The following is a 20645-nucleotide window of genomic DNA, read 5'->3' on the forward strand; positions in this document are numbered from 1 at the left end:
ACGTCGGTGCGTCGGTGCGTCGGGGCGGCGGAGCCGGCCTGTGGAGGACGCTCCGGGTGCGCGCGCCCGCCCGTAGCGTCGACGGTGTGCCCGAGGTCTGCGACCCGTTCGATCCCCACGACTGGCTGACGCAGCGCGCCGCCGCCCAGGTGCTGCACGAGGACCTGGGCATCCACCCGGAGACAGCGCGCCGGCTCCTCGTGGCCGGAGTGCTCGGTCGTCCCCGGCGCACCAGCCTGGCGGCGTTCCACCACCGCGACGCCGTCGACGCGTTCGTCGCCCGCTGTCGCGAGCAGGCCCCGCTGCCGGTGCCCGACCGCAACCTCGTCGTCGTGAGGGTCGGCAACGCGCGTGTGGCGTACGGCGCGACGGAGCAGCACCAGCTCGACCGACTGGCCGACGGGTGGCGCATGTCCCCGACCTGGCGCGCACTGTGCCGCGGCGTCGTGGAGGCCGGGCTGCCGCCCGTCGGCCTGCTGGTGACGTTGAGCGGCGTCGTCGTGGCCGGGGCCGACATCGCGGGCGCCGAATGGGCAGGGGCCGAGGTCGAGGGGGCGGACCACCGCACCCTGTCGCCCCTCCTGACGCGCTTCGACCTGCGGGCACCCGGCGAGTGGTACGACGACTGGCGCGGCCGCCTGCTGCCGACGGGAGCCGGCGGGGCCGCGCTGCGGTTCTGGGCGCTCGGGACGCGGCCGCCGTGGGAGCGCACGACGAGGAATCGGGCGCCCTGGCGACCGGTCCTAGGATGAGGACATGAACCCCCGCCACCGACGCCTCGTGATCCCGGTGGCCCTCGGGGCGCTGATCCTCGTCGTCGTCCTCGCCGCGGTGCTGTGAGCAGCCGAGGCGCTTCGGGCGGTGAGGTGGGCGACGAGCTGGACCGCTTGCGGTCGTCGGTCCTCGACGCCGACGGACTCGTGCGTGCACTGGCCACCGGGCGTCGGAAGGGCCGGCCCGCGCCGGTCGTCGGCGGCCGCGAGGTGCGGCGCGTCGAGCTCCGGGTGGTCGACCTCAAGGCGGGGCGCCACCTGCAGGTGGTGTCCTACGACGCCACGCAGGCCCACACGACCAACCACCGCCTCGGCGAGGATGCCGAGGCGGCGGTCGACGCGCTGCTCGCGCAGCCGTTCGCCAACTGGCACGTCGACACGACCGCGGAGACGCTGCAGCTGCGGGTGACCAAGAAGGGCGTGCCGCTGCTGCACACCTCCGGTCGCGCCGGGACCGTCGAGGTCTCCCGCGAGCACGACCGCGCCAAGGACCGGCTCCTGCCCGAGGACGACCCGGTGCTGGTGGCCCTCGGCATCAGCGACGCCCACGGTCGGGTGAAGCCGACCCGCCAGGCCAAGTACCGGCAGGTCGAGGAGTTCCTGCGGCTGCTGGACGCCAGCCTGGGCGAGGCGATCGCCCAGGGGCAGGTCCGCACGCCGGACGCCGGCGATCCCCTGCGGATCGTCGACCTCGGGTGCGGCAACGCCTACCTGACCTTCGCCGCGCACGCGTTCCTGAGCAGGCGCCTCCCGGTGCGGATGACCGGGGTCGACGTCAAGCAGCAGTCGGCCGACCACAACTCCCGGGTCGCCGCCTCGCTGGGCATCGACGCCGACTTCGTCGTCGGTTCGATCGCGGACGCGCAGCTCGACCGGGCGCCCGACGTGGTGCTGGCGCTGCACGCCTGCGACACCGCCACCGACGACGCGCTCGACCGCGCCGTGGGGTGGGGCGCGTCGCTCGTGCTCGCCGCCCCGTGCTGCCACCACGACATCGCCGCCCAGCTCCGCACGGCCGAGGCGCCCGAACCGTACGCGATGCTCACCCGCCACGGGATCCTCCGCGAGCGGTTCGCCGACACCCTCACCGACGCGCTCCGCGCCTCGCTGCTGCGGCGCGAGGGCTACCGGGTCGACGTCGTGGAGTTCGTCGAGAGCGCCCACACGCCGCGCAACACGCTCATCCGCGCCGTGCGCACCGGCGCACCCGGCGCCGACGCCGCGCGGGAGTACGACGACCTGCTCGCGACGTGGGGCGTGCGGCCGCGGCTCGGCGAGCTGCTCGACCGTGCCTGACCCCCGACGCGTCGTCCTCGCGACCTGCGTGGTCGTGCCCTTCCTGCTCGGAGCGGCCACCGGCGCGCCCGGACCGGTGGACCGTCCGGCGTTCCGGTTCACCGACGCCGAGATCGTCGAGTCGAGCGGGCTGGTGGTGGTGGACGACCTCGTCGTCACCACCAACGACTCCGGCGACTCCGGCCGGGTCTTCGCCGTCGACGCCACCACGGGCGACACCGTCGGCGTGACCTCGTGGCCGACCGCCCCCGAGGACGCCGAGGCCCTCGCTCCCGCCGGCCGGGGCCACGTGTGGGTCGGTGACATCGGCGACAACAGGCGCGCGCGCGACGCGGTGGTGGTGCTGCGCGTGCCGGTCGGGCGCGGCGACGCCAGCGCTGTGCCCGAGGGCTACGAGCTGGTCTACCCCGACGGCGCCCACGACGCGGAGGCGCTGCTGAGCCACCCGCTGACCGGGCGGCTGTTCGTCGTCACCAAGGGCGTGTTCGCCGGCTCGGTGTACGCCGCCCCCACCCGGTTGCGGTCCGGGCGGCCCAACCCGCTGACCCGGGTCGGCGAGGCTCCCGGCATGGTCACCGACGCGACGTTCCTGCCCGGCGGTGGCGGCGTGGTGATGCGCACCTACACGGCCGCCCACCTCACGGCGTTCCCGTCCTGGCAGCCCGTCGGGTCCTGGCCGCTGCCCGGCCAGGAGCAGGGCGAGGGCCTCGCGCTGGCGGGTCGGGGGCTGCTCGTCAGCACCGAGGGCGCCCGTACGGAGGTGCTGCGGGTGGACCTGCCGGCAGCTGCCGGCCGCACGGACCTGCGGTCACCGGCCTGGACGGCCCTGCGCTGCCTCGCGACGGCGTACGGCCTGCCGCTCTAGGCGAGCGCGGCGTCCAGGGCGGCCTGCACGTGCAGCGTCGTGCACGGGAAGACGGGCAGCTCCACGTCGGCCTGCTTGACCAGCAGCTCGAGCTCGGTGCACCCGAGCAGCACGCCGCCGGCGCCGGCGTCCCAGAGCTCCTCGATGATCGAGACGACGCGGCTCCGGGTGCGCGGCAGCGCGACGCCGTGGACGAGCTCCTCGTAGATCGCGTCGTTGAGCAAGTCGTGGTGGGTGGCGTCGGGGACGACCACGGACAGGCCGTGGGCCCGCAGCCGGTCGACGAAGAACGACTCCGACATCGCCACCTTGGTGCCGACGAGCCCGACGGTCTGCACGCCCGCGGCCCGCACCGCGTCCGCCACGACGTCGCCCAGGTGCAGCAGCGGGATGCCCACCGCCTCCTGCACCTGGTCGGCGACCTTGTGGAACGTCGTCGTGCAGAGCAGGAGGAAGTCCGCACCCGCGCGCTCGACGCCCCGGGCGGCGTCCGCGAGCAGCACGCCGACCTGGTCCCAGCGCTCGTCGTCCTCGAGGTCGGTGACCTCGGCGAAGTCGACCGTCGTCAGCGCCAGCTTCGGGGAGGAGAGCCCGCCGAGGCGCTGCTGCATCCCGAGGTTGAGGTCGCGGTAGTAGACCGCGCTGCTCTCCCAGCTCATGCCGCCGACGAGTCCGATGGTCTTCACGCGCGGCAGTCTCTCATCCCTCAGGACCGGTGCACCTTGTGCGCCGCTGCCTGGGCGCGGGGCTTGATCACCAGCTCGTCGACGTCCACGTGGGAGGGGCGGGTGGCGACCCAGGCGATCGCGTCGGCGACGTCCTCGGCGAGCAGCGGCTGGTCCACGCCGGCGTACACCGCGGCGGCCTTCTCCTGGTCGCCGCCGAAGCGCACGAGCGAGAACTCCTCGGTCTGCACCATGCCGGGCGCGACCTCGCAGATGCGGATCGGCTCGCCGTTGAGCTCGAGGCGCAGCGTCTCGGTCACGACCTTCACGCCGTGCTTGGCGGCGGTGTAGCCGGCGCCGCCCTCGTAGGCCCAGCGCCCGGCGGTCGAGCCGACGTTGACGATCACGCCGTCGCCACTGGCCCGCAGCGCCGGCAGCAGCGCCTTGGTCACCCGGACCAGGCCCAGCACGTTGACGTCGTACATCCAGCGCCACGCGTCGAGGTCGGCCTCGTCGACGCGGTCCACGCCGACGGCCCCGCCCGCGTTGTTGACCAGGACGTGGCACGTCGTCACGGCCGCGGCGAGCGCGTCGACCGACGCCTGGTCGGTGATGTCGCAGGTGACCGCCTCGCCACCGATCTCGGCGGCGAGGTCCTCGATGCGGTCGGTGCGGCGGGCCGCGCACACGACGCGGAACCCCTGCGCGGCCAGGGCCCGGGCGGTCGCGGCGCCGATGCCGCTGGAGGCGCCGGTGACGACGGCGGTGCGTGGCTGGGTGCTGTCCTGGGTCATGGGGTCATCCTCCCAAGATCCCCTGCTGACAGGATGTCGGGGTGATCATCGCGGCGGCCGACGGTTCGGCACTCGGCAACCCCGGCCCGGCCGGCTGGGCGTGGTACGTCGACGACGACTGCTGGGCCGCCGGCGGCTGGCCGCACGGCACCAACAACATGGGCGAGCTGATGGCGGTGCTCGACCTCCTCCAGCAGACCGCCCACCTCGACGAGGAGCTGCGCGTCTACTGCGACAGCACCTACGTCATCAACACCGTCACCAAGTGGATGGCGGGGTGGAAGCGCCGCGGCTGGCGCAAGGGCGACGGCAAGCCGGTGATGAACGTCGAGCTGGTCAAGGGGCTCGACGCCGCGATGCAGGGCCGGCAGGTCGACTTCGTCTGGGTCAAGGGCCACGCCGGGCACGCGCTCAACGAGGCCGCCGACCGGCTGGCCAACGCGGCGGCCGTGGCCTTCCGCGACGGACGCGTGCCCGACCCGGGACCGGGCATGCCCCACAGCCTGACGGCCCACCCGGCGGCGACGGTCGGGCAGGTCGAGGTGGAGGAGGACCTGTTCTCCGGCCTCGATCCGGAGGAGCTGGCGGTGCCGACCGACGAGGAGCACGTCGTCGCGATGGAGCGGGCGCTGCTGGGCGACGAGCTCCGCTCCGACCCCGCCGCTGTCGCCGCCCTGCTCCACCCGGACTGGCGGGAGATCGGCCGCTCGGGCCGGCTGTGGACCCGCGACGAGGTGCTCGAGTCGATCGGCCCGATCGAGCCGGTGGACGTCGAGGTGGTCTCGGTCGACCGCCTCGGCCCCGACACGATCCTGCTGCTGTGGCGCACGTCCACCGCCGAGCGCTCGACCCTGCGCAGCTCCCTGTGGCTGCGCACGGGCGGGCAGTGGCGGGCCCGCTTCCACCAGGGGACCGACGAGCCCTGACCCCCGCCGCCGGGGCACGGCAGCGGACCACCCCGGGGGAGGGTGCGTCGAAGGTCACGGGAATTCGCCGGCCGTCCCGTGGCGTTGTGCCCGAGGTGCTCCCGGGTACCGGACGTGCACGAGACGGCAGGAGAGGAGGCAGCGTGGGCGAGCGGGTGGCGATGATCAGCCTGCACACCTCACCCCTGGACCAGCCCGGCACGGGTGACGCGGGTGGGATGAACGTCTACGTCATCGAGCTCTCCAAGCGCCTCGCCGCGCAGGGCATCGCGGTCGACGTCTTCACCCGGGCGACCTCCTCGGCGCTGCCGCAGGTGGTCGAGGCCGCCGACGGCGTGCTCGTGCGCCACGTCGCGGCCGGACCCTTCGAGGGACTGGCCAAGAGCGAGCTCCCCGGTCAGCTGTGCACCTTCGCGCGCGAGGTGCTGCGCACCGAGGCGATGCAGCCGCTGGGCCACTACGACGCGGTCCACTCCCACTACTGGCTCTCCGGGCAGGTCGGCGCGCTGGCGCGCGACCGCTGGAACGTCCCGCTCGTGCACTCGATGCACACGATGGCGAAGGTCAAGAACGAGGCGCTCGCCGACGGCGACACCCCCGAGCCGCTCTCGCGGGTGATCGGCGAGGAGCAGGTCGTCGAGGCGGCCGACCTCCTCGTCGCCAACACCGACACCGAGGCCGCCCAGCTCGTGGAGCTGTACGGCGCGCGCCGCGACGCCGTGGAGGTGATCCACCCGGGGGTGGACCTCGACGTGTTCGCCCCGCGCGGCCGTGCCCGGGCCCGCCGCGAGCTCGGCCTCCCCGAGGACGCCGCGGTCCTGCTGTTCGCCGGTCGGATCCAGCCGCTCAAGGGCCCCGACGTGCTGCTGCGCAGCGTCGCGGTGCTGCTCGAGCAGGACCCGGCGCTGCGGCACCGGCTCGTCGTCCCGGTCGTCGGCGGTCCGTCCGGCTCCGGCCTCGAGCACCCGAGCGCGCTGGCCGACCTCGCCGGCGACCTCGGCGTGGCCGACGTCGTCCGCTTCGTCCCCCCGGTGACCCAGGCCGAGCTGGCCGTCTGGTCGTCGGCCGCCACCGCCGTCGCCGTGCCGTCCTACAACGAGAGCTTCGGCCTGGTCGCCGTCGAGGCGCAGGCCACCGGCACGCCCGTGGTGGCCGCGGCCGTCGGCGGTCTCACCACGGTCGTGCGCGACGGCGTCAGCGGCCTGCTCGTCGACACCCACGAGCCCCGCGACTGGGCCGCCGTGCTGCGTCGCCTGGTCGACGACCCGGCGCTGGTGGACCGGCTCGGCCGGGGCGCGGTCGCGCACGCGCAGGAGTTCAGCTGGGAGCGCACCGCCGCGCGCACGCTGGCGGCGTACGAGCGCGCGAGCCGTCGGATGCACGTCGAGCTGGCGTCGTGAGCGCCTCCGCCGTCGACCGGGTCCGCGCGTACCTCGCGGACAACCGGCTCGAGCACGAGGAGACCACCCGCGAGGGCGTCGAGGGCGCGACCTTCTCGCTGAGCCTGCCGGGCGAGCGCAAGCTCCAGGTCCCGGTGCGCCTCGACGTCGGCGCCCACGCGCTCGGCGTCCACGCCTTCGTGTGCCGCAACCCCGACGAGAACCACGCGCGCGTCCACCGCTGGCTGCTCGAGCGCAACCTGCGGATGTACGCCGTCTCGTTCGCGGTGGACCGGCACGGCGACATCTACCTCGAGGCGCGGCTGCCGCTGGCGTCGGTCGACGCCGACGAGCTCGACCGCGTCCTCGGCTCCGTCCTCGCCAACGCCGACGAGTCCTTCAACGCCATCCTCGAGCTCGGCTTCGCCTCCTCCATCCGCAAGGAGTGGGAGTGGCGGATCTCGCGCGGGGAGTCCACCCGCAACCTCGAGGCGTTCCGCGGCTGGCTCGAGGCCGGACCTACCGCGGACTGACTCCCGCCGGGCCGCCCGGCCGGCTCGCGGGCCGGGGCTTGCGACGGGTCATCAGCACGCCGACGATCGCGAGCGCGCCGCCGACGAAGGACAGCGACGGCGGCACCTCGTCGATGGTGAGCCACGCGATCACCGTGGCGATCAGCGGGACGAGGAAGGTCGTCAGGGACAGGGCCCCGGCGTCGGTGTGGGTCAGCGCGTAGGCCCAGGTGGTGAACGCGACCGCCGTCGGGAAGACGCCCAGGTAGACGATCCACCACAGCTCGGCGCCGCCGTCGGCGACGATCGCGGGCAGGTCGGCGGAGAACGGCAGGCAGGTGACCGCGCCCATCAGGAACGACACGAACACCACCTGCACCGACGGGAGCCGGCGCAGCAGCACCTTCTGCGTCAGCACGCCCACGGCGTACATCCCCGCGGCGACGAGCACCAGCAGGACCCCGAGGAGGCTGGCGTCCGCGTGGGTCGACGAGCCGCGCGCGATGACGGCGACGCCCGCGAAGCCGACGACCATGCCGGCGACGAGCCAGGCGTGGAGCCGCTCGCCGAAGAGCGGGACCGCGAGCAGCGCCACGATGATGGGGCCGATCTGGATGATCATCGCCGCGGTGCCTGCGTCGACGTGCCGCTCGCCGGCGTTGAGGGTCAGGTTGTAGACGCCGAACCAGCCGACGCCACCGAGCGCGAGGAGCGTCCACTCACGTCGCGTCGGACGCACCCACCCGCGGCGCAGCACGAGCGGCAGCACGACGAGGGCCGCCACGAGCAGCCGACCCGAGCCGAGCGCGCCCGGGCTCACGTCGTGGGCCACGTGGCGGATCACCACGAACGCCGAGGCCCACATCACCAGCGTGACCCCGCCGGCGGCGACCGGCAGCCACGGTGCCGGGGAGGCGGGCGCGGCAGGAGCGGACTGGGTGGTCTGGCTGGCGGTAGTCACGAGTCAAGGCTAGGTACGGTCATGACCGCCCGCCAGCGCATTTCGGACGCCGAACGGTGACTTACCGCCTCAGAGGTCGAGCTTGTAGCCCAGCCCGCGGACCGTCACGAGGTACTTCGGCTCGCTCGGGTCGGGCTCGAGCTTGGCGCGCAGCCGCTTGACGTGGACGTCGAGGGTCTTGGTGTCGCCGACGTAGTCCGAGCCCCAGACGCGGTCGATGAGCTGGCCGCGGGTCAGCACCCGTCCGGGGTTGCGCAAGAACATCTCCAGCAGCTCGAACTCCTTGAGCGGCAGCCGCTGCTCGGAGCCGTCGACGGTGACGACGTGGCGCTCGACGTCCATCCGCACCGGACCTGCCTCGAGCGTGTCGGGCATGAGCTCGGGCTCCTGGCCCCGGCGCAGCACCGCGCGGATGCGGGCGACCAGCTCACGGGGCGAGTACGGCTTGGTGACGTAGTCGTCCGCCCCCAGCTCGAGGCCGACCACCTTGTCGACCTCGTCGTCCTTGGCGCTCACCATGATCACCGGCACCGAGGACGACTGCCGGATCTGGCGGCACACCTCCGTGCCCGGGACGCCGGGCAGCATCAGGTCGAGCAGGACGATGTCGGGGCCGAAGCGGTCGAACTCCGTGAGCGCGGTGGTGCCGTCGGCGGCGATCGCCACCTCGTAGCCCTCCTTGCGGAGCATGTACGCGAGGGCGTCGCTGTAGCTCTCTTCGTCCTCGACGACGAGTACGCGGGTCATGCGGGGTCCCCCTGGTGTTGTTCGGTGCAGGAGCGCAGCGGGGGAGGCGAAGGACATCGTGGGGTACTCATGTGCTGGTCTCCTGCTGTGCTCTGCGGGGTGGTTCGGTGGTGGCGGTCACGGGCCTGGCGGGCACCACGACCTCGACCGGGGTCGTGGTGCGGCCCGAGCCCTGGCCGGGCTCGGAGTTGCGGGGGAGGGTGAGGGTGAAGGTCGAGCCCTGGCCCTCGACCGACCAGACGGAGATGTCGCCACCGTGCGTGGCGGCGACGTGCTTGACGATGGACAGGCCGAGGCCGGTCCCGCCGGTGCTGCGGTGCCGGGCGGGGTCGACGCGGTAGAACCGCTCGAAGATGCGGTCGATGTCGCCGGCAGGGATGCCGATGCCCTGGTCGACGACCGAGACCTGCACCTGCTCGCCCTCGGCGCGGGTGGTCACGACGACCCGGGAGCCCGCGTTGGAGTAGGCGACGGCGTTGGCGACCAGGTTGCTGATGGCGGCGCCGATCTGCTCCTGGGAGCCGAAGACCTCCAGGCCGGGGTCGCCGCAGGACTCCACGGTGATCTGCTTGGCGGCCGCCTCCATGGCGCTGGTGTCGACGGCGGTCGCGACGGCGGCGTCGAGGTCGACCATGACGGGCGTCTCGAGCGGGTCGTGCCCCTGCAGCCGGGACAGCTCGATGATCTGCTGCACCAGCTTGGTGAGGCGGTCGCTCTCGGTGAGCATCCGGTTCGCGAAGCGCTGGACGGCCTCGGGGTCGTCGGAGGCGTCCGTGACGGCCTCCGCCAGCAGCCGCATCGCGCCAACGGGCGTCTTGAGCTCGTGGCTGACGTTGGCCACGAAGTCGCGGCGCACCGCCTCCACGCGCCGCTCGCGCGTGCGGTCCTCGACCAGCGCCAGCACGAGGCGGGCGCCCAGCGGGGCCACGCGCGCGGTCAGCGTGCGGGTGAAGCCGCCGTCGGCCGCGGGCATGTCGAGGTCCTCCTCGCGGATCTGCCCGTCGCGGCGCACCTGGGCGATGAGGTCGAGCAGCTCGGGCACCACGACGGTGTTGCCGCGCACCAGGCCGAAGGCGTACGCCGGCGCCGAGGCCTTGAGGACCCGGTCGGACTCGTCGACGACGACGGCGCTCGAGCGCAGGATGCTCAGCACGGCGGCGACGCCCGCCTGCACGACCGGCTCCTCGACCGTGGGAAGGGTGTGGCGCTGCCGGTCGCTGATGTGCCACGCGAGCACGGCACCACCGGCCACGATGGCCCCGATGATCGCGGCCAACCCGGCCTGCATCGTCGGATCCACGCTCACCATCGTACGCATCGGGCACCGGCGGCCAGCCCTGCTGGACACCCGGCACGGAGTGTTCATCCCTCGTTCACCGGGCACGCACGTCTGTTCGCTTCGGGTGCCTACAGTCGAGGCATGCGTGAGGCTTTCCATGACCAGCTCGACGGCATCTTCGCCGACCTGTCCGAGATCTGCGGCCAGGTCGAGACCGCCGTCCGCGAGGCCACCCGTGCCCTGATGACCGGCGACGTCCACACCGCCGACCAGGTCATCAGCAACGACAAGGTGATCGACGCGGCGCGCGAGCGCGTCGAGGACACCGCCTTCGCGCTGCTCTCCCTGCAGCAGCCCGTCGCCGGCGACCTGCGGATCATCGTCTCCGCGCTCCGCATGGTCAGCGAGCTCGAGCGGATGGGCGACCTCTCGGTCCACGTCGCCAAGATCGCCCGGCTCCGCGTGCCTGCCGTCGCGGTGCCGGACGAGCTGCGCCCGACGATGGAGCGGATGGCCGAGACGGCCGAGGACATGGTCCGCCGCGTCCGCGGCATCATCATCGACCGCGACGTCGACGCAGCGATCGAGCTGGGCCGCGACGACGAGGTCATGGACCAGCTGCGCCGCCGCAGCTTCACCGAGCTGCTGTCCAAGGACTGGGAGCACGGGGTCGAGGCGGCCGTCGACATCGCCCTGCTGGGCCGCTACTACGAGCGCATCGCCGACCACGCCGTGTCGGTCGCCAACCGGGTCGTGTTCGTCGTCACCGGCGACCTGCCGACCCGCCCGGCCCGCGCCTGAGCCGACGTCCCGTCACCGCCGCGCGTCCCGCGCGGCGACCGGCTGAGGGACGGCGGCTCAGCGACCCTGGTTGGCGACGGCCGCGGCGGCCGCGGCGGCGGCCTCCGGGTCGAGGTACTCCCCGCCGGCGACGGTGGGGCGCAGGTCCTCGTCGAGGCGGTAGACCAGCGGCATGCCGGTCGGGATGTTGAGCCCGGCGATGTCCTCGTCGCTGATCTGGTCGAGGTGCTTCACCAGGGCCCGCAGGCTGTTGCCGTGGGCGGCGACCAGCACCGTCCGGCCGGAGCGGAGGTCGGGGACGATCTCGGACTCCCAGTAGGGGAGGAACCGGGCGATGACGTCCTTCAGGCACTCGGTGCGGGGCATCTCCTCGCCGAGGTCGGCGTAGCGCGGGTCGCCCGCCTGCGAGAACTCGTCGCTGTCGTCGAGCGGCGGCGGGGGGACGTCGAAGGAGCGGCGCCAGAGCATGAACTGCTCCTCGCCGTACTGCTCGAGCGTCTGCTTCTTGTCCTTGCCCTGCAGGGCGCCGTAGTGGCGCTCGTTGAGCCGCCACGAGCGCTTCACCGGGATCCAGTGGCGGTCGGCGGCGTCGAGGGCCAGGCACGCGGTGTTGATCGCGCGCCGCTGCAGCGAGGTGTGGACCACGTCGGGGCGCAGGTCGGCCTCGCGCATCAGCTCGCCGCCGCGGACCGCCTCGCGCACGCCCTTCTCGGTGAGGGCCACGTCGACCCAGCCGGTGAACAGGTTCTTGGCGTTCCACTCGCTCTCGCCGTGGCGGAGCAGGACCAGGGTGTGCGTCATGAGGCGTCGAGGCCTTCCCAGTAGCCGGAGTCGTTGCTGACGACGGGGACCTCGAGCGTGACCCGCTCGCCGTTGCCGAAGTCGACGGCCAGCGGGATGAACTCGCCGGCACCGAAGTCGCCTGTGAGCACGACCCCGGTCTCGGACTCGGCGAGGTTGACCAGACCCCCGGCGGGGATGGCGACGGGCTCGAACTCGCCCGCCTCGATGGACTCGCCCTCGTCGCCGGACACGCCGGTGAAGGTCTGCTCGTCGTCGACGTCGTTGTTGGACAGCGACGCGATGAAGGTGCCGGACCCCTCGGTCGCGGAGACCACGACCGCGGACAGGACGTCGACGGTGCCCTCACGGTTCTCGGCGGCGCTGTTGACGTCGTACTCGCGATCGGTGGCGTAGTCGAAGCCGCACGACGACAGCGGCGCGGCGAGCGCGAGGACCGCGCAGGCGGTCGCGAGGGGTCGAAGTCGCATGGCGCACAGCCTAGCGTCGGCTCAGGTCAGCCCGACGGTCCGCCCTGCGATCAGGATCGCGGCGACCACGAGGGCCGTCAGCGCGCCGGCCAGCAGCAGCAGGCGAGGGGTGCCCGTGCGCAGGGCCAGCAGCATCGGCAGCGACCGCTCGCCCTCCTCGTGGTCGTGGACCAGGCCCGGCAGGGCGAGCAGGACGTGCACCGCGACGCCGAGGACGGCGGCGAGCGCGACCATGACCTCGGTCGGCGGCGTGGGGGCGCCGACGCCGGCCCACCCGCCGTAGGCGAGGAAGGCCGGGTAGAGCGCGAAGCTCACCATCCACGGCACGAACGACAGCGGCCGGGCGTGCAGCAGCCGGTCGCCGATCGCCGAGACGGCGAGGAGGGCCAGGTACGTCGCTCCGGCGCGCCTGCCGTGCGCGACGGAGAGCGGCACGACGAGCAGCACCGCGCACGTCAGCGCGAACCAGACCGTCGCCGGGTCCAGCCGGTCGCCGCTGAGCGGCTTGTCGGGGCGCCGGCGGGCGTCGCGGCGACGATCGGCGAGGTCGTCGGCCCATCCGAGCAGCGACTGGCCCACCAGGACGGTCGCCGCCACCAGCGCGACCTCGCGCGGAGGACGGCCCGCCACGGCCGCGGCGGCCGCGAGGACAGCGGCGGTCGCGAGCGCCTGGCGGGGGTGCGCCGCCCTCACGAGGAGCAGCGACGGGGTCGTCGGCATGGGCCGAAGTATGGACCAGCGGCGTGCCGGCGCGGGGCGCGCACCACAGGAACATGCGATCTGTCAAGCCCGGATGTGCCCTCTGACCTGCGCAAACGCGTCGGGAGCCGGTTCGAACCCGTGTTAGAATGGACACCTAGGAAGGGGAACTGAACACATGACTTTCACCGTCGGCGAAACGGTCGTCTATCCCAACCACGGGGCCGCAGTCATCGAGGACATCGAGATGCGGAAGATCAAGGGAGAGGACCGGCAGTACCTCGTCCTCAGGATCGTCGCACAGCAGGACCTCGTCGTGCGCGTCCCGGCCTGCAACCTCGACCTCGTCGGCGTCCGTGACGTCGTCGACCGCGAGGGCCTCGACCGCGTCTTCGACGTGCTCCGCGCGGCGCACGTCGAGGAGCCGACCAACTGGTCGCGTCGCTACAAGGCGAACCTCGAGAAGCTGCACTCCGGCGACGTGATGAAGGTGTCGGAGGTCGTCCGCGACCTGTGGCGCCGCGAGCGGGACCGCGGCCTCTCGGCCGGCGAGAAGCGGATGCTCGCCAAGGCACGTCAGATCCTGGTCTCCGAGCTCGCGCTCGCCGAGAAGACCAACGAGGACAAGGCCGAGGCCATGCTCGACGAGGTGCTCGCCTCCTGAGCGTGGACGACGCCGACCGAGGCCCCTGGGACGACGCTCCCCGGGGCCTCGGTCTCGTTCTGGACGAGGAGCGCGGCGCCCTGCCCTACTCGCTGGTGCACGGCGAGGCCCTGGTGGCCTGTGCCGCGTGGGCGGTGGGGGAGGCCGGGGTGGACCTGGTCGACGCGAGCGTGCCGTGGTCCGAGCTGGCTGCCGCGGGCGCCGACCTGGTCCTGCACGACGCGCTGTGCCCGATGACCCCGCCCGCCTTCATCGCCGCCTGCCTCGACCGGGCCCGACGGACCGGGCGGTGCGTGGTCGGGGTCCGTCCCGTCACCGACACGGTGAAGGTGGTGGCCGCGGGACTGCTCGGCGAGACCCTCGACCGCGACGGGCTGCTCGCGGTGGCGTCACCGCTCGTCGTCCCGGCGCGGGTCCTCGCAGCCGTGCCACGGCGCCCCTCGTCCGACCTCGCCCGAGCGGTCGCGGACCTCGCCGCCTCCGGTCACGCGGTCGACACGGTGGAGGCGCCGCCCGAGGGGCGACGGGTGGCGTCCCCCGACGACGTCCGGCTGCTCGAGGCCCTCACGAGCCCGCTGGGCTGAGCTCCTCCGCGAGGGCCACGTCCTCGGGGAACGTGACCTTGAGGTTCAGGGCGCTGCCGGGCACGGCGGCCACCTCCACGTCGCGGTAGGCCGCGACGCACGCGGACGTGTCGGTGCCCTCGAAGCCGTCGCGCGCCGCCGCACGGTAGGCCGCGAGCACCTCGCCGGCGCGGAAGGCCTGCGGTGTCTGGACGGCCCCGACGCCGTCGGCGACCGGCGTGAGGTCGGCGTGCAGGAGCTGCGTCGCCGGGACGACCGGGACCGCGCCGCCCGTGCGGAGCGCGGCTGCCGCCGCGGCCCGCCAGAGGGAGAGACCGGCCAGGGGCCGGGCGCCGTCGTGGACCACCACGACGTCGACCTCGCCGGAGTCGATGTCCGCGGCGAGCACCCGGAGCGCCGCCCACTCCGACGCGTGGCGGGTCGCCCCGCCGTCGACCACGAGGACCTCGCGGTCCCCCAGGTGGGGGGCCACCGCCGACTCCACCGCCGACCGGTCCGCGGGCCGCACCACGAGCAGGACCCGGCGTACGTCCGGCAGCGCCAGCGCGTCGCGCAGCGACCACACCAGGACGGGGACGCCGCGCAGCGGCAGCAGCACCTTGTTGCGCCCGGCCCCGACCCGGCTGCCGGAGCCGGCGGCCAGGATCACGACGGCGGTCGACACGGCGTGCCCTCCTCAGCGCACGACGAGGGCGGTGGCGATCGCCGCCACGCCCTCGCCGCGACCGGTGAGGCCGAGGCCGTCGGTCGTCGTGGCCGAGACGCTCACCGGTGCGCCGACCGCGGCCGACAGGGCCGTCGCGGCCTCGTCACGGCGAGCGCCGAGGCGCGGCACGTTGCCGATGACCTGCACGGCGACGTTGCCGATCTCCCACCCCGCGGCGCGGACCCGGCGGGCGGTCTCCGCGAGCAGGCTGGCCCCGGACGCGCCGGCCCACTCGGGCTCGGCGGTGCCGAAGTGGGTGCCCAGGTCGCCCAGGCCGGCGGCCGAGAAGAGCGCGTCGCACGCGGCGTGCGCCGCGACGTCGGCGTCCGAGTGGCCCTCGAGCCCGGCCGGCTCGTCGGGCCAGGCCAGCCCGGCGAGGTGCATGGGCACGCCCGCGACGAGGCGGTGCACGTCGGTGCCGACACCGATCCGCGGCACGGGGAGGGGAGAGGTCACGTCGGCATCATGCCCGACGGCCGTCACAATGGGCCCGTGACCACACGCCGTCCCCTGTGGGCCCTCGCCGGAGTCCTCGCCGGGCTCGCCGGGCTCGCGACGAGCTACGCGACGGCGATGGTGCTCACCATCCGCGAGTCCCCGGTGGTCGCGGTCGCCGAGCTGGTCATCAGGCTCACCCCCGGCCCGGTCGCCGAACGCGCCATCGCGGTGCTCGGCCACCTCGACAAGCCGGTGCTGATCGCCGGGGTGCTCGTGCTGCTGCTCGCCTGCTTCGCCTGGGCCGGTGTGCTCGCCCGGCGCGCGTGGTGGCCGCCGATCCTGGTGTGGCTGGTGCTCGCAGCCGTCGGCCTGGTCGCCGTCACGGTGCAGCGCGGGGCGGGACCCGTCGACGCACTGCCCGTCGCGGTCGGCCTCGTCACCTGGATCACGCTGCACTCGGCGCTGACCGACGCGCTCGACCGCGCCCGGCGCCGGCCGGAGCTGGAGTCGCACGAGCGCCGGGTCTTCGTGATGGTCGCGGGCGTCGTGGCGGTCGCGACGGTCGGCATCGCCGTCGCGGGGCGCCTCGTCGGTGCGGGTCGCCGGCACGTGGAGGTGAGCCGGCGGCTGCTCCGCATCCCGGGCGTCACCCGGCGCGAGCCGCCCGCCGCGACGTCGCTGGGGCTGCCCGGCATCGCGCCGTGGCAGACCCCGACCGCGGACTTCTACCGGATCGACACCGCCATCGCGCTGCCCACGATCGAGCCGGACGAGTGGTCGCTGCGCATCCACGGGATGGTCGACCGCGAGCTGACGCTGACCTACTCCGACCTCGTGCGACGCCAGGTCACCGAGTCGTGGATCACGCTCAGCTGCGTGAGCAACGAGGTCGGCGGGGGGCTGGTGGGCAACGCCCGGTGGAGCGGCGTCCGGATCGCCGACCTGCTCGCCGGACTCGGCGTCTCGTCGGGGGCCGACTGCGTCCTCCAGACCTCCCACGACGGCTGGACCTGCGTCACCCCGCTCGAGGTGCTGACCGACGACCGCGACGCGATGCTGGCGGTGGCGATGAACGGCCGGCCGCTGCCCATCGAGCACGGCTTCCCGGTCCGCACCGTCGTGCCGGGCCTCTACGGCTACGTCTCGGCCACGAAGTGGGTGGTCGACCTGGAGGTGAGCACCTTCGCCCGGTCGACCGGCTACTGGACCGGCAAGGGCTGGTCGGCCCTCGGGCCGGTGAAGATCGCCTCCCGCATCGACGTCCCCCGCGCCGGCGACGAGGTCGCGGCGGGATCGGTCTCCTTCGGTGGTGTCGCGTGGCACCAGCACACCGGGGTGGCGTCCGTGGAGGTGCAGCTCGACGGAGGGGAGTGGCAGGCCGCCCAGCTCGGCCAGGTGCCGTCGGTCGACACCTGGGTCCAGTGGGCGCTCACCCTCGACGTGGACGAGGGCGACCACGAGGTCCGGGTCCGCGCGGTCGGCAAGGACGGCGAGACCCAGACGAGCGTCGTGCGCGCGCCCGACCCCGACGGCGCCACCGGGTGGCACACCGTCGGCTTCAGCGCCGGGTGAGCCGGGTGAGCCGGCGGAGCCTTGTGGGCCGGGTGAGGTCCGCTCAGCCGTTGCGGATGACGTACGCCGTGCCGCCCGACGCGGCGATCCACAGTCGCTCGAACTGGGCCCGGTCGTAGGTGCGCCGCACCTGGCCGTTGCTCGCGCCGGCCGGGTCGTTGACGACGACGTCGCCGTCCGCCTCGAACCCCACGACCACCAGCAGGTGGCCGTTGCTCGCCGAGATCGGCGCACCGGCGAGCTGGTTGCGGCCGAACGCGATCGAGACCACGAGCGGCACACCCGCCGCGATGTGGTCCTCGGCCTCGCGCAGGTCGCGCAGGCGCGTGACGTAGCTGTCGCCGCCGACCAGGGTCGCGGCGTAGGCGGTGTTGAACGCCCAGTTGCCGGTGCCGCGGTAGCCGTGGTCGTAGACCATCTTGGCGGTGTGGTCGACCACGGCGTCGGCATGCCCTGGCGCGATGCCCGCCGGTGCCGGCGAGATGCCGTAGTAGCCGAGCACCATCGCGGTCGAGGTCGGCGAGCACCACGCCTCGCCACCGCCGCCCCACTTCGGGTAGTGCCCGCTGTGCGTCATCTGGGAGTACGTCGGCACGGGCAGCACCGTGCCGGCGGCGGGACCGGGGGCCGACGTGCGCCTCGGTGCCGTCTCGTTGAGCGAGGCCACCGCGCCGACGCGCTCGAGGGTGACCGCCTGGGCGCCGCCGCGGGGCCGCATGAGCGTCACCCGCACCTGCCAGGAGGTGACCGCGGTGGTGGCGAACCACGTGTCGGCGCTGACCCGACCGAGGTCGTCGGCCTGTCCGGAGTAGGTGGTGCGCGGCACCGGGCGGTTGGTGCGCGACCAGTCGGCGACGGTGTCCCAGCTGCCGGTCCGGCCGTCGGCGCCGCGCCCGCGGACCTCGACGCGCACCAGGGTGCGGCCCGGGGTCGTGGCCTCCCAGCTCGGGACCAGCGCGGTCGCGGCGAACCCGGGCGTCGCCCAGGGCGACGTCCACGTCCCGGCCTCGTAGGCCTTGCCGGCCACGGTGCGCGGCGACGGGTCGAGCAGGGAGACGTGGCCGCGGCCGAGCTTCAGGCCCGCGCGCCTGCCGGCCTTGAGGTCGGCGTAGCTGCTCCACGACGTCAGTGCGACCTGCGGTGTCGACCGCTTGCGCGCGTCCGCCGGGCTCGCAGCGCCCGCGGACGGGACGAGCGAGGTCGCGAGGAGGAAGGGGAGGGAGAGGGCCGCAGCACGTCGGAGCACTGCTCGACGATAGCCCGGAATTTCCCATGTGTCCCATGAGTCACACAGCCCGTCCCGCTCACTTCGGTGTTGCACGGGCCGCGCACCTAGACTCTGCCGGGTGACTCTGAGGCTCCACGACACCGCGACGCGCGAGACCCGCGACTTCGTCCCCCTGGTCCCCGGCCGGGCGGGGATCTACGTGTGCGGCCTCACGGTGCAGTCGGAGCCGCACGTGGGCCACGTGCGCTCCGCGGTCAACTTCGACGTGCTCCGGCGGTGGCTCACCGCGACCGGCTACGACGTCGACTTCATCCGCAACGTGACCGACATCGACGACAAGATCCTCGCCAAGTCCGCGGAGCAGGGAGTCCACTGGTACGCCCTCGCGGCGGCGATGAAGCGCGAGCTCGACGCCGCCCTGGCGGCGATCAACGTGCTGCCGCCGACGTACGAGCCGGGCGCGACCGGCCACGTGCCGGAGATCGTCGAGCTCATCGAGCAGCTCATCGCCCGCGGGCACGCCTACGCCGCCGAGGACGGCAGCGGCGACGTCTACTTCGACGTCCGCAGCTGGCCGTCGTACGGCGAGCTGACCCGCCAGCGGGTCGAGGACATGGAGCCCGCCGGCGACGCCGACCCGCGCGGCAAGCGCGACCCGCGCGACTTCGCCCTCTGGAAGGGCTGGAAGGAGGGCACCGAGCCGCGCACCGCGTCCTGGCCGTCCCCGTGGGGGCGCGGCCGCCCCGGCTGGCACATCGAGTGCTCCGCCATGGCCGGCAAGTACCTCGGGCCGGCCTTCGACGTCCACGGCGGCGGTGTCGACCTGCGCTTCCCCCACCACGAGAACGAGCAGGCGCAGTCCCGTGCGGCGGGCCGTCCGTTCGCGTCCTACTGGCTGCACAACGCGTGGATCACGACCGCCGGCGAGAAGATGAGCAAGTCGCTGGGCAACTCGCTGCTCATCCCGTCGGTGCTCCAGCGCGTGCGGGGGATCGAGCTGCGCTACTACATGGTCGCGGCGCACTACCGCTCGCACGTCGAGTTCAGCTTCGAGGCGCTGGAGGAGTCGGCGCGGGCGTTCCGGCGGATCGAGGACTTCCTCGACCGTGCCGCCCCGGTCGTCGGCACCTGGTTCGCGGCGCTGCCCGACGCGTTCGTGGCGGCGATGGACGACGACCTCGGCACGCCGGCCGCCGTCGCGGTCATCCACGAGTCCGTGCGCGAGGGCAACCGGCTGCTCGCCGACGGCGCCTCCGACGCGCTGAGCCGGACGTTCGGCGAGGTGATCGCGATGCTCGACGTGCTCGGCCTCAACCCGGCGGACACCGCGTGGGCCACCGACGGCTCCGACGACCGGCTGACCGACGTGGTCGACGCCCTGGTCAGGGGTCTCCTGGCCGAGCGGACGGCGGCGCGCGAGGCCCGGGACTGGGCGCGCGCCGACGCCATCCGCGACCAGATCAAGGCGGCCGGCATCGAGGTCGAGGACACCCCGACCGGCCCGAAGTGGAGCGTGTGACCATGGCAGGCAACTCCAAGCGCAAGGGCGCGATCAAGAAGTCGGGCAAGGGCAACCCCACCGCCGGGTCCGGCGGCCGCGTCCGGCGCGGGCTCGAGGGCAAGGGCCCCACCCCGAAGGCGAAGGACCGGCCCTACCACAAGGCGCACAAGCTGGCGGCCCGTGCCGAGAAGGAGCGGGCCCGGCCGAAGCGGCGCACGACGGCCGACGCCGAGTGGGCGGCGGGGCGCAACTCCGTGGTCGAGCTGCTCCAGGGCGGCGTCCCGGTCGCGGCCGTGTACGTCGCGGAGGGCGCCGAGCGCGACGGCCGGATGCGCGAGGCGTTCCGGCTCGCCGCCGAGCGCGGCCTGACGATGCTCGAGGTTACCCGCAACGAGATGGACCGGATGACCGGCGGCGCCGTGCACCAGGGCCTCGCCGCCCGGCTGCCGGCGTACGAGTACGCCCACGCCGACGACCTCCTCCAGCGCGCCGAGGACGACAGGGAGCCGCCGCTCATCGTCGCGCTCGACCAGGTCACCGACCCGCGCAACCTCGGCGCGGTGATCCGCTCGGCCGCCGGCTTCGGGGCGCACGGGGTGCTCATCCCCGAGCGTCGCGCCGCCGGCATGACCGCCTCGGCGTGGAAGACCAGCGCCGGCGCGGCCGCCCGGCTGCCCGTGGCCCAGACGGTCAACCTCACCCGCCAGCTCAAGGCGTACCAGGAGGCCGGCTGCATGGTGGTCGGACTGGCCGCCGACGGCGATCTGACGCTCCCGGAGCTCGTCGCGTCCGGCGGGCTCGCCGAGGGGCCGCTCGTCGTCGTGGTCGGCTCGGAGGGCAAGGGCCTCGGCCGCCTGGTCACGGAGACGTGCGACCAGATCGTGTCGATCCCGATGGCCGGCCAGCTGGAGTCGCTCAACGCCGGCGTGGCCGCGTCGGTCGCCCTCTACGCGATCTCGCAGGCCCGCCTGGCATGAGCCGCGG

General features: G+C 73.8%; 23 protein-coding genes. 12 read left to right on the top strand and 11 right to left on the bottom strand.

The features are described 5' to 3' along the window. The first annotated feature begins 86 nt into the window (after positions 1 to 86). The 3 genes from J3P38_RS15335 (at position 87) to J3P38_RS15345 (ending at position 2934) form a co-directional block, all read left to right on the top strand. On the top strand, positions 87 to 752 hold the full coding sequence (locus tag J3P38_RS15335) for a hypothetical protein (protein WP_210439831.1): 666 nt from the start codon (positions 87 to 89) through the stop codon (positions 750 to 752). A gap of 114 nt (positions 753 to 866) precedes the next feature. Continuing rightward, positions 867 to 2069, top strand: a complete 1203-nt coding sequence (locus J3P38_RS15340) for a class I SAM-dependent methyltransferase (RefSeq protein ID WP_210504289.1) — start codon at positions 867 to 869, stop codon at positions 2067 to 2069. After that, the gene (locus J3P38_RS15345; protein WP_210439833.1) at positions 2062 to 2934 is read left to right on the top strand and encodes a hypothetical protein; all 873 of its coding nucleotides are present in this window, start codon (positions 2062 to 2064) and stop codon (positions 2932 to 2934) included. The genes J3P38_RS15340 and J3P38_RS15345 overlap by 8 nt, the downstream gene beginning before the upstream one ends. Here J3P38_RS15345 and J3P38_RS15350 read toward each other — a convergent pair. Both J3P38_RS15350 and J3P38_RS15355 read right to left on the bottom strand, forming a co-directional pair. After that, a complete protein-coding gene (locus tag J3P38_RS15350; RefSeq protein WP_210439834.1) occupies positions 2931 to 3620 on the bottom strand; it encodes an aspartate/glutamate racemase family protein in 690 nt (229 codons plus the stop codon). The genes J3P38_RS15345 and J3P38_RS15350 overlap by 4 nt on opposite strands. A gap of 20 nt (positions 3621 to 3640) precedes the next feature. Beyond that, positions 3641 to 4393: an SDR family NAD(P)-dependent oxidoreductase gene (locus J3P38_RS15355; RefSeq protein ID WP_210439835.1), complete on the bottom strand. Its 753-nt coding sequence runs from the start codon at positions 4391 to 4393 to the stop codon at positions 3641 to 3643. A 41-nt stretch (positions 4394 to 4434) separates the two neighbouring features. Here J3P38_RS15355 and J3P38_RS15360 point away from each other — a divergent pair, with 41 nt between their 5' ends. From J3P38_RS15360 to J3P38_RS15370, 3 genes are all read left to right on the top strand, one after another. Continuing rightward, positions 4435 to 5319 carry a ribonuclease HI family protein gene (locus J3P38_RS15360; protein ID WP_210439836.1) on the top strand — a complete coding sequence of 295 codons (885 nt, stop codon included), beginning with the start codon at positions 4435 to 4437 and terminating at the stop codon, positions 5317 to 5319. A 143-nt stretch (positions 5320 to 5462) separates the two neighbouring features. Continuing rightward, complete coding sequence (mshA, locus tag J3P38_RS15365; RefSeq protein WP_307807944.1) at positions 5463 to 6719, top strand: D-inositol-3-phosphate glycosyltransferase; 1257 nt, start codon at positions 5463 to 5465, stop codon at positions 6717 to 6719. Further along, positions 6716 to 7231, top strand: a complete 516-nt coding sequence (locus tag J3P38_RS15370; RefSeq protein WP_210504290.1) for a type III secretion system chaperone family protein — start codon at positions 6716 to 6718, stop codon at positions 7229 to 7231. Before mshA ends, J3P38_RS15370 begins: the two co-directional genes overlap by 4 nt. Here J3P38_RS15370 and J3P38_RS15375 read toward each other — a convergent pair. From J3P38_RS15375 to J3P38_RS15385, 3 genes are all read right to left on the bottom strand, one after another. Continuing rightward, positions 7218 to 8171 carry a DMT family transporter gene (locus J3P38_RS15375; RefSeq protein ID WP_307807945.1) on the bottom strand — a complete coding sequence of 318 codons (954 nt, stop codon included), beginning with the start codon at positions 8169 to 8171 and terminating at the stop codon, positions 7218 to 7220. The genes J3P38_RS15370 and J3P38_RS15375 overlap by 14 nt on opposite strands. A gap of 69 nt (positions 8172 to 8240) precedes the next feature. Next, positions 8241 to 8918 (bottom strand): response regulator transcription factor, encoded by a 678-nt coding sequence (locus J3P38_RS15380; RefSeq protein WP_210439838.1) that lies wholly within the window; start codon positions 8916 to 8918, stop codon positions 8241 to 8243. A 67-nt stretch (positions 8919 to 8985) separates the two neighbouring features. Next, complete coding sequence (locus J3P38_RS15385) at positions 8986 to 10227, bottom strand: sensor histidine kinase (RefSeq protein WP_374222620.1); 1242 nt, start codon at positions 10225 to 10227, stop codon at positions 8986 to 8988. Positions 10228 to 10338: 111 nt separating this feature from the next. On the opposite strand from J3P38_RS15385, the gene phoU reads away from it, so the two are divergent. Next, on the top strand, positions 10339 to 10998 hold the full coding sequence (gene phoU, locus J3P38_RS15390) for a phosphate signaling complex protein PhoU (RefSeq protein ID WP_210439840.1): 660 nt from the start codon (positions 10339 to 10341) through the stop codon (positions 10996 to 10998). 57 nt (positions 10999 to 11055) lie between these two features. Here phoU and J3P38_RS15395 read toward each other — a convergent pair whose 3' ends face one another. Genes J3P38_RS15395 through J3P38_RS15405 form a run of 3 tightly spaced genes read right to left on the bottom strand, consistent with a single transcriptional unit; the run spans position 11056 to position 12989 of the window. Continuing rightward, the gene (locus J3P38_RS15395) at positions 11056 to 11799 is read right to left on the bottom strand and encodes a phosphoglyceromutase (RefSeq protein ID WP_210439841.1); all 744 of its coding nucleotides are present in this window, start codon (positions 11797 to 11799) and stop codon (positions 11056 to 11058) included. Continuing rightward, positions 11796 to 12269: a hypothetical protein gene (locus J3P38_RS15400; protein WP_210439842.1), complete on the bottom strand. Its 474-nt coding sequence runs from the start codon at positions 12267 to 12269 to the stop codon at positions 11796 to 11798. The genes J3P38_RS15395 and J3P38_RS15400 overlap by 4 nt, the downstream gene beginning before the upstream one ends. Before the next feature lie 21 nt (positions 12270 to 12290). Then, a complete protein-coding gene (locus J3P38_RS15405; RefSeq protein WP_210439843.1) occupies positions 12291 to 12989 on the bottom strand; it encodes a UbiA family prenyltransferase in 699 nt (232 codons plus the stop codon). A 157-nt stretch (positions 12990 to 13146) separates the two neighbouring features. Between J3P38_RS15405 and J3P38_RS15410 the strand changes: the two genes are divergently transcribed. Both J3P38_RS15410 and J3P38_RS15415 read left to right on the top strand, forming a co-directional pair. Further along, complete coding sequence (locus J3P38_RS15410) at positions 13147 to 13632, top strand: CarD family transcriptional regulator (RefSeq protein WP_210439844.1); 486 nt, start codon at positions 13147 to 13149, stop codon at positions 13630 to 13632. Between the two features lie 2 nt (positions 13633 to 13634). Further along, positions 13635 to 14216, top strand: a complete 582-nt coding sequence (locus J3P38_RS15415; protein ID WP_210439845.1) for a 2-C-methyl-D-erythritol 4-phosphate cytidylyltransferase — start codon at positions 13635 to 13637, stop codon at positions 14214 to 14216. Here the strand turns inward: J3P38_RS15415 and J3P38_RS15420 are convergent. Both J3P38_RS15420 and ispF read right to left on the bottom strand, forming a co-directional pair. Then, on the bottom strand, positions 14197 to 14880 hold the full coding sequence (locus tag J3P38_RS15420) for an IspD/TarI family cytidylyltransferase (protein WP_210504292.1): 684 nt from the start codon (positions 14878 to 14880) through the stop codon (positions 14197 to 14199). The genes J3P38_RS15415 and J3P38_RS15420 overlap by 20 nt on opposite strands. 12 nt (positions 14881 to 14892) lie before the next feature. Further along, positions 14893 to 15378 (bottom strand): 2-C-methyl-D-erythritol 2,4-cyclodiphosphate synthase, encoded by a 486-nt coding sequence (ispF, locus tag J3P38_RS15425; protein WP_307807946.1) that lies wholly within the window; start codon positions 15376 to 15378, stop codon positions 14893 to 14895. 36 nt (positions 15379 to 15414) lie between these two features. Between ispF and J3P38_RS15430 the strand changes: the two genes are divergently transcribed. Beyond that, on the top strand, positions 15415 to 16932 hold the full coding sequence (locus J3P38_RS15430; protein WP_307807947.1) for a molybdopterin-dependent oxidoreductase: 1518 nt from the start codon (positions 15415 to 15417) through the stop codon (positions 16930 to 16932). Positions 16933 to 16975: 43 nt separating this feature from the next. Here the strand turns inward: J3P38_RS15430 and J3P38_RS18465 are convergent, their stop codons facing one another. Then, positions 16976 to 18178 (bottom strand): peptidase C39 family protein, encoded by a 1203-nt coding sequence (locus tag J3P38_RS18465; protein ID WP_210439848.1) that lies wholly within the window; start codon positions 18176 to 18178, stop codon positions 16976 to 16978. Positions 18179 to 18278: 100 nt separating this feature from the next. Between J3P38_RS18465 and cysS the strand changes: the two genes are divergently transcribed. After that, a complete protein-coding gene (cysS, locus tag J3P38_RS15440) occupies positions 18279 to 19679 on the top strand; it encodes a cysteine--tRNA ligase (protein WP_210439849.1) in 1401 nt (466 codons plus the stop codon). 2 nt (positions 19680 to 19681) lie between these two features. Continuing rightward, positions 19682 to 20638, top strand: a complete 957-nt coding sequence (gene rlmB, locus J3P38_RS15445; RefSeq protein ID WP_210439850.1) for a 23S rRNA (guanosine(2251)-2'-O)-methyltransferase RlmB — start codon at positions 19682 to 19684, stop codon at positions 20636 to 20638. Positions 20639 to 20645: the final 7 nt, after the last annotated feature.

Source organism: Nocardioides xinjiangensis (genome assembly GCF_017916455.1).
GTDB classification, from domain to species: domain Bacteria; phylum Actinomycetota; class Actinomycetes; order Propionibacteriales; family Nocardioidaceae; genus Nocardioides; species Nocardioides xinjiangensis.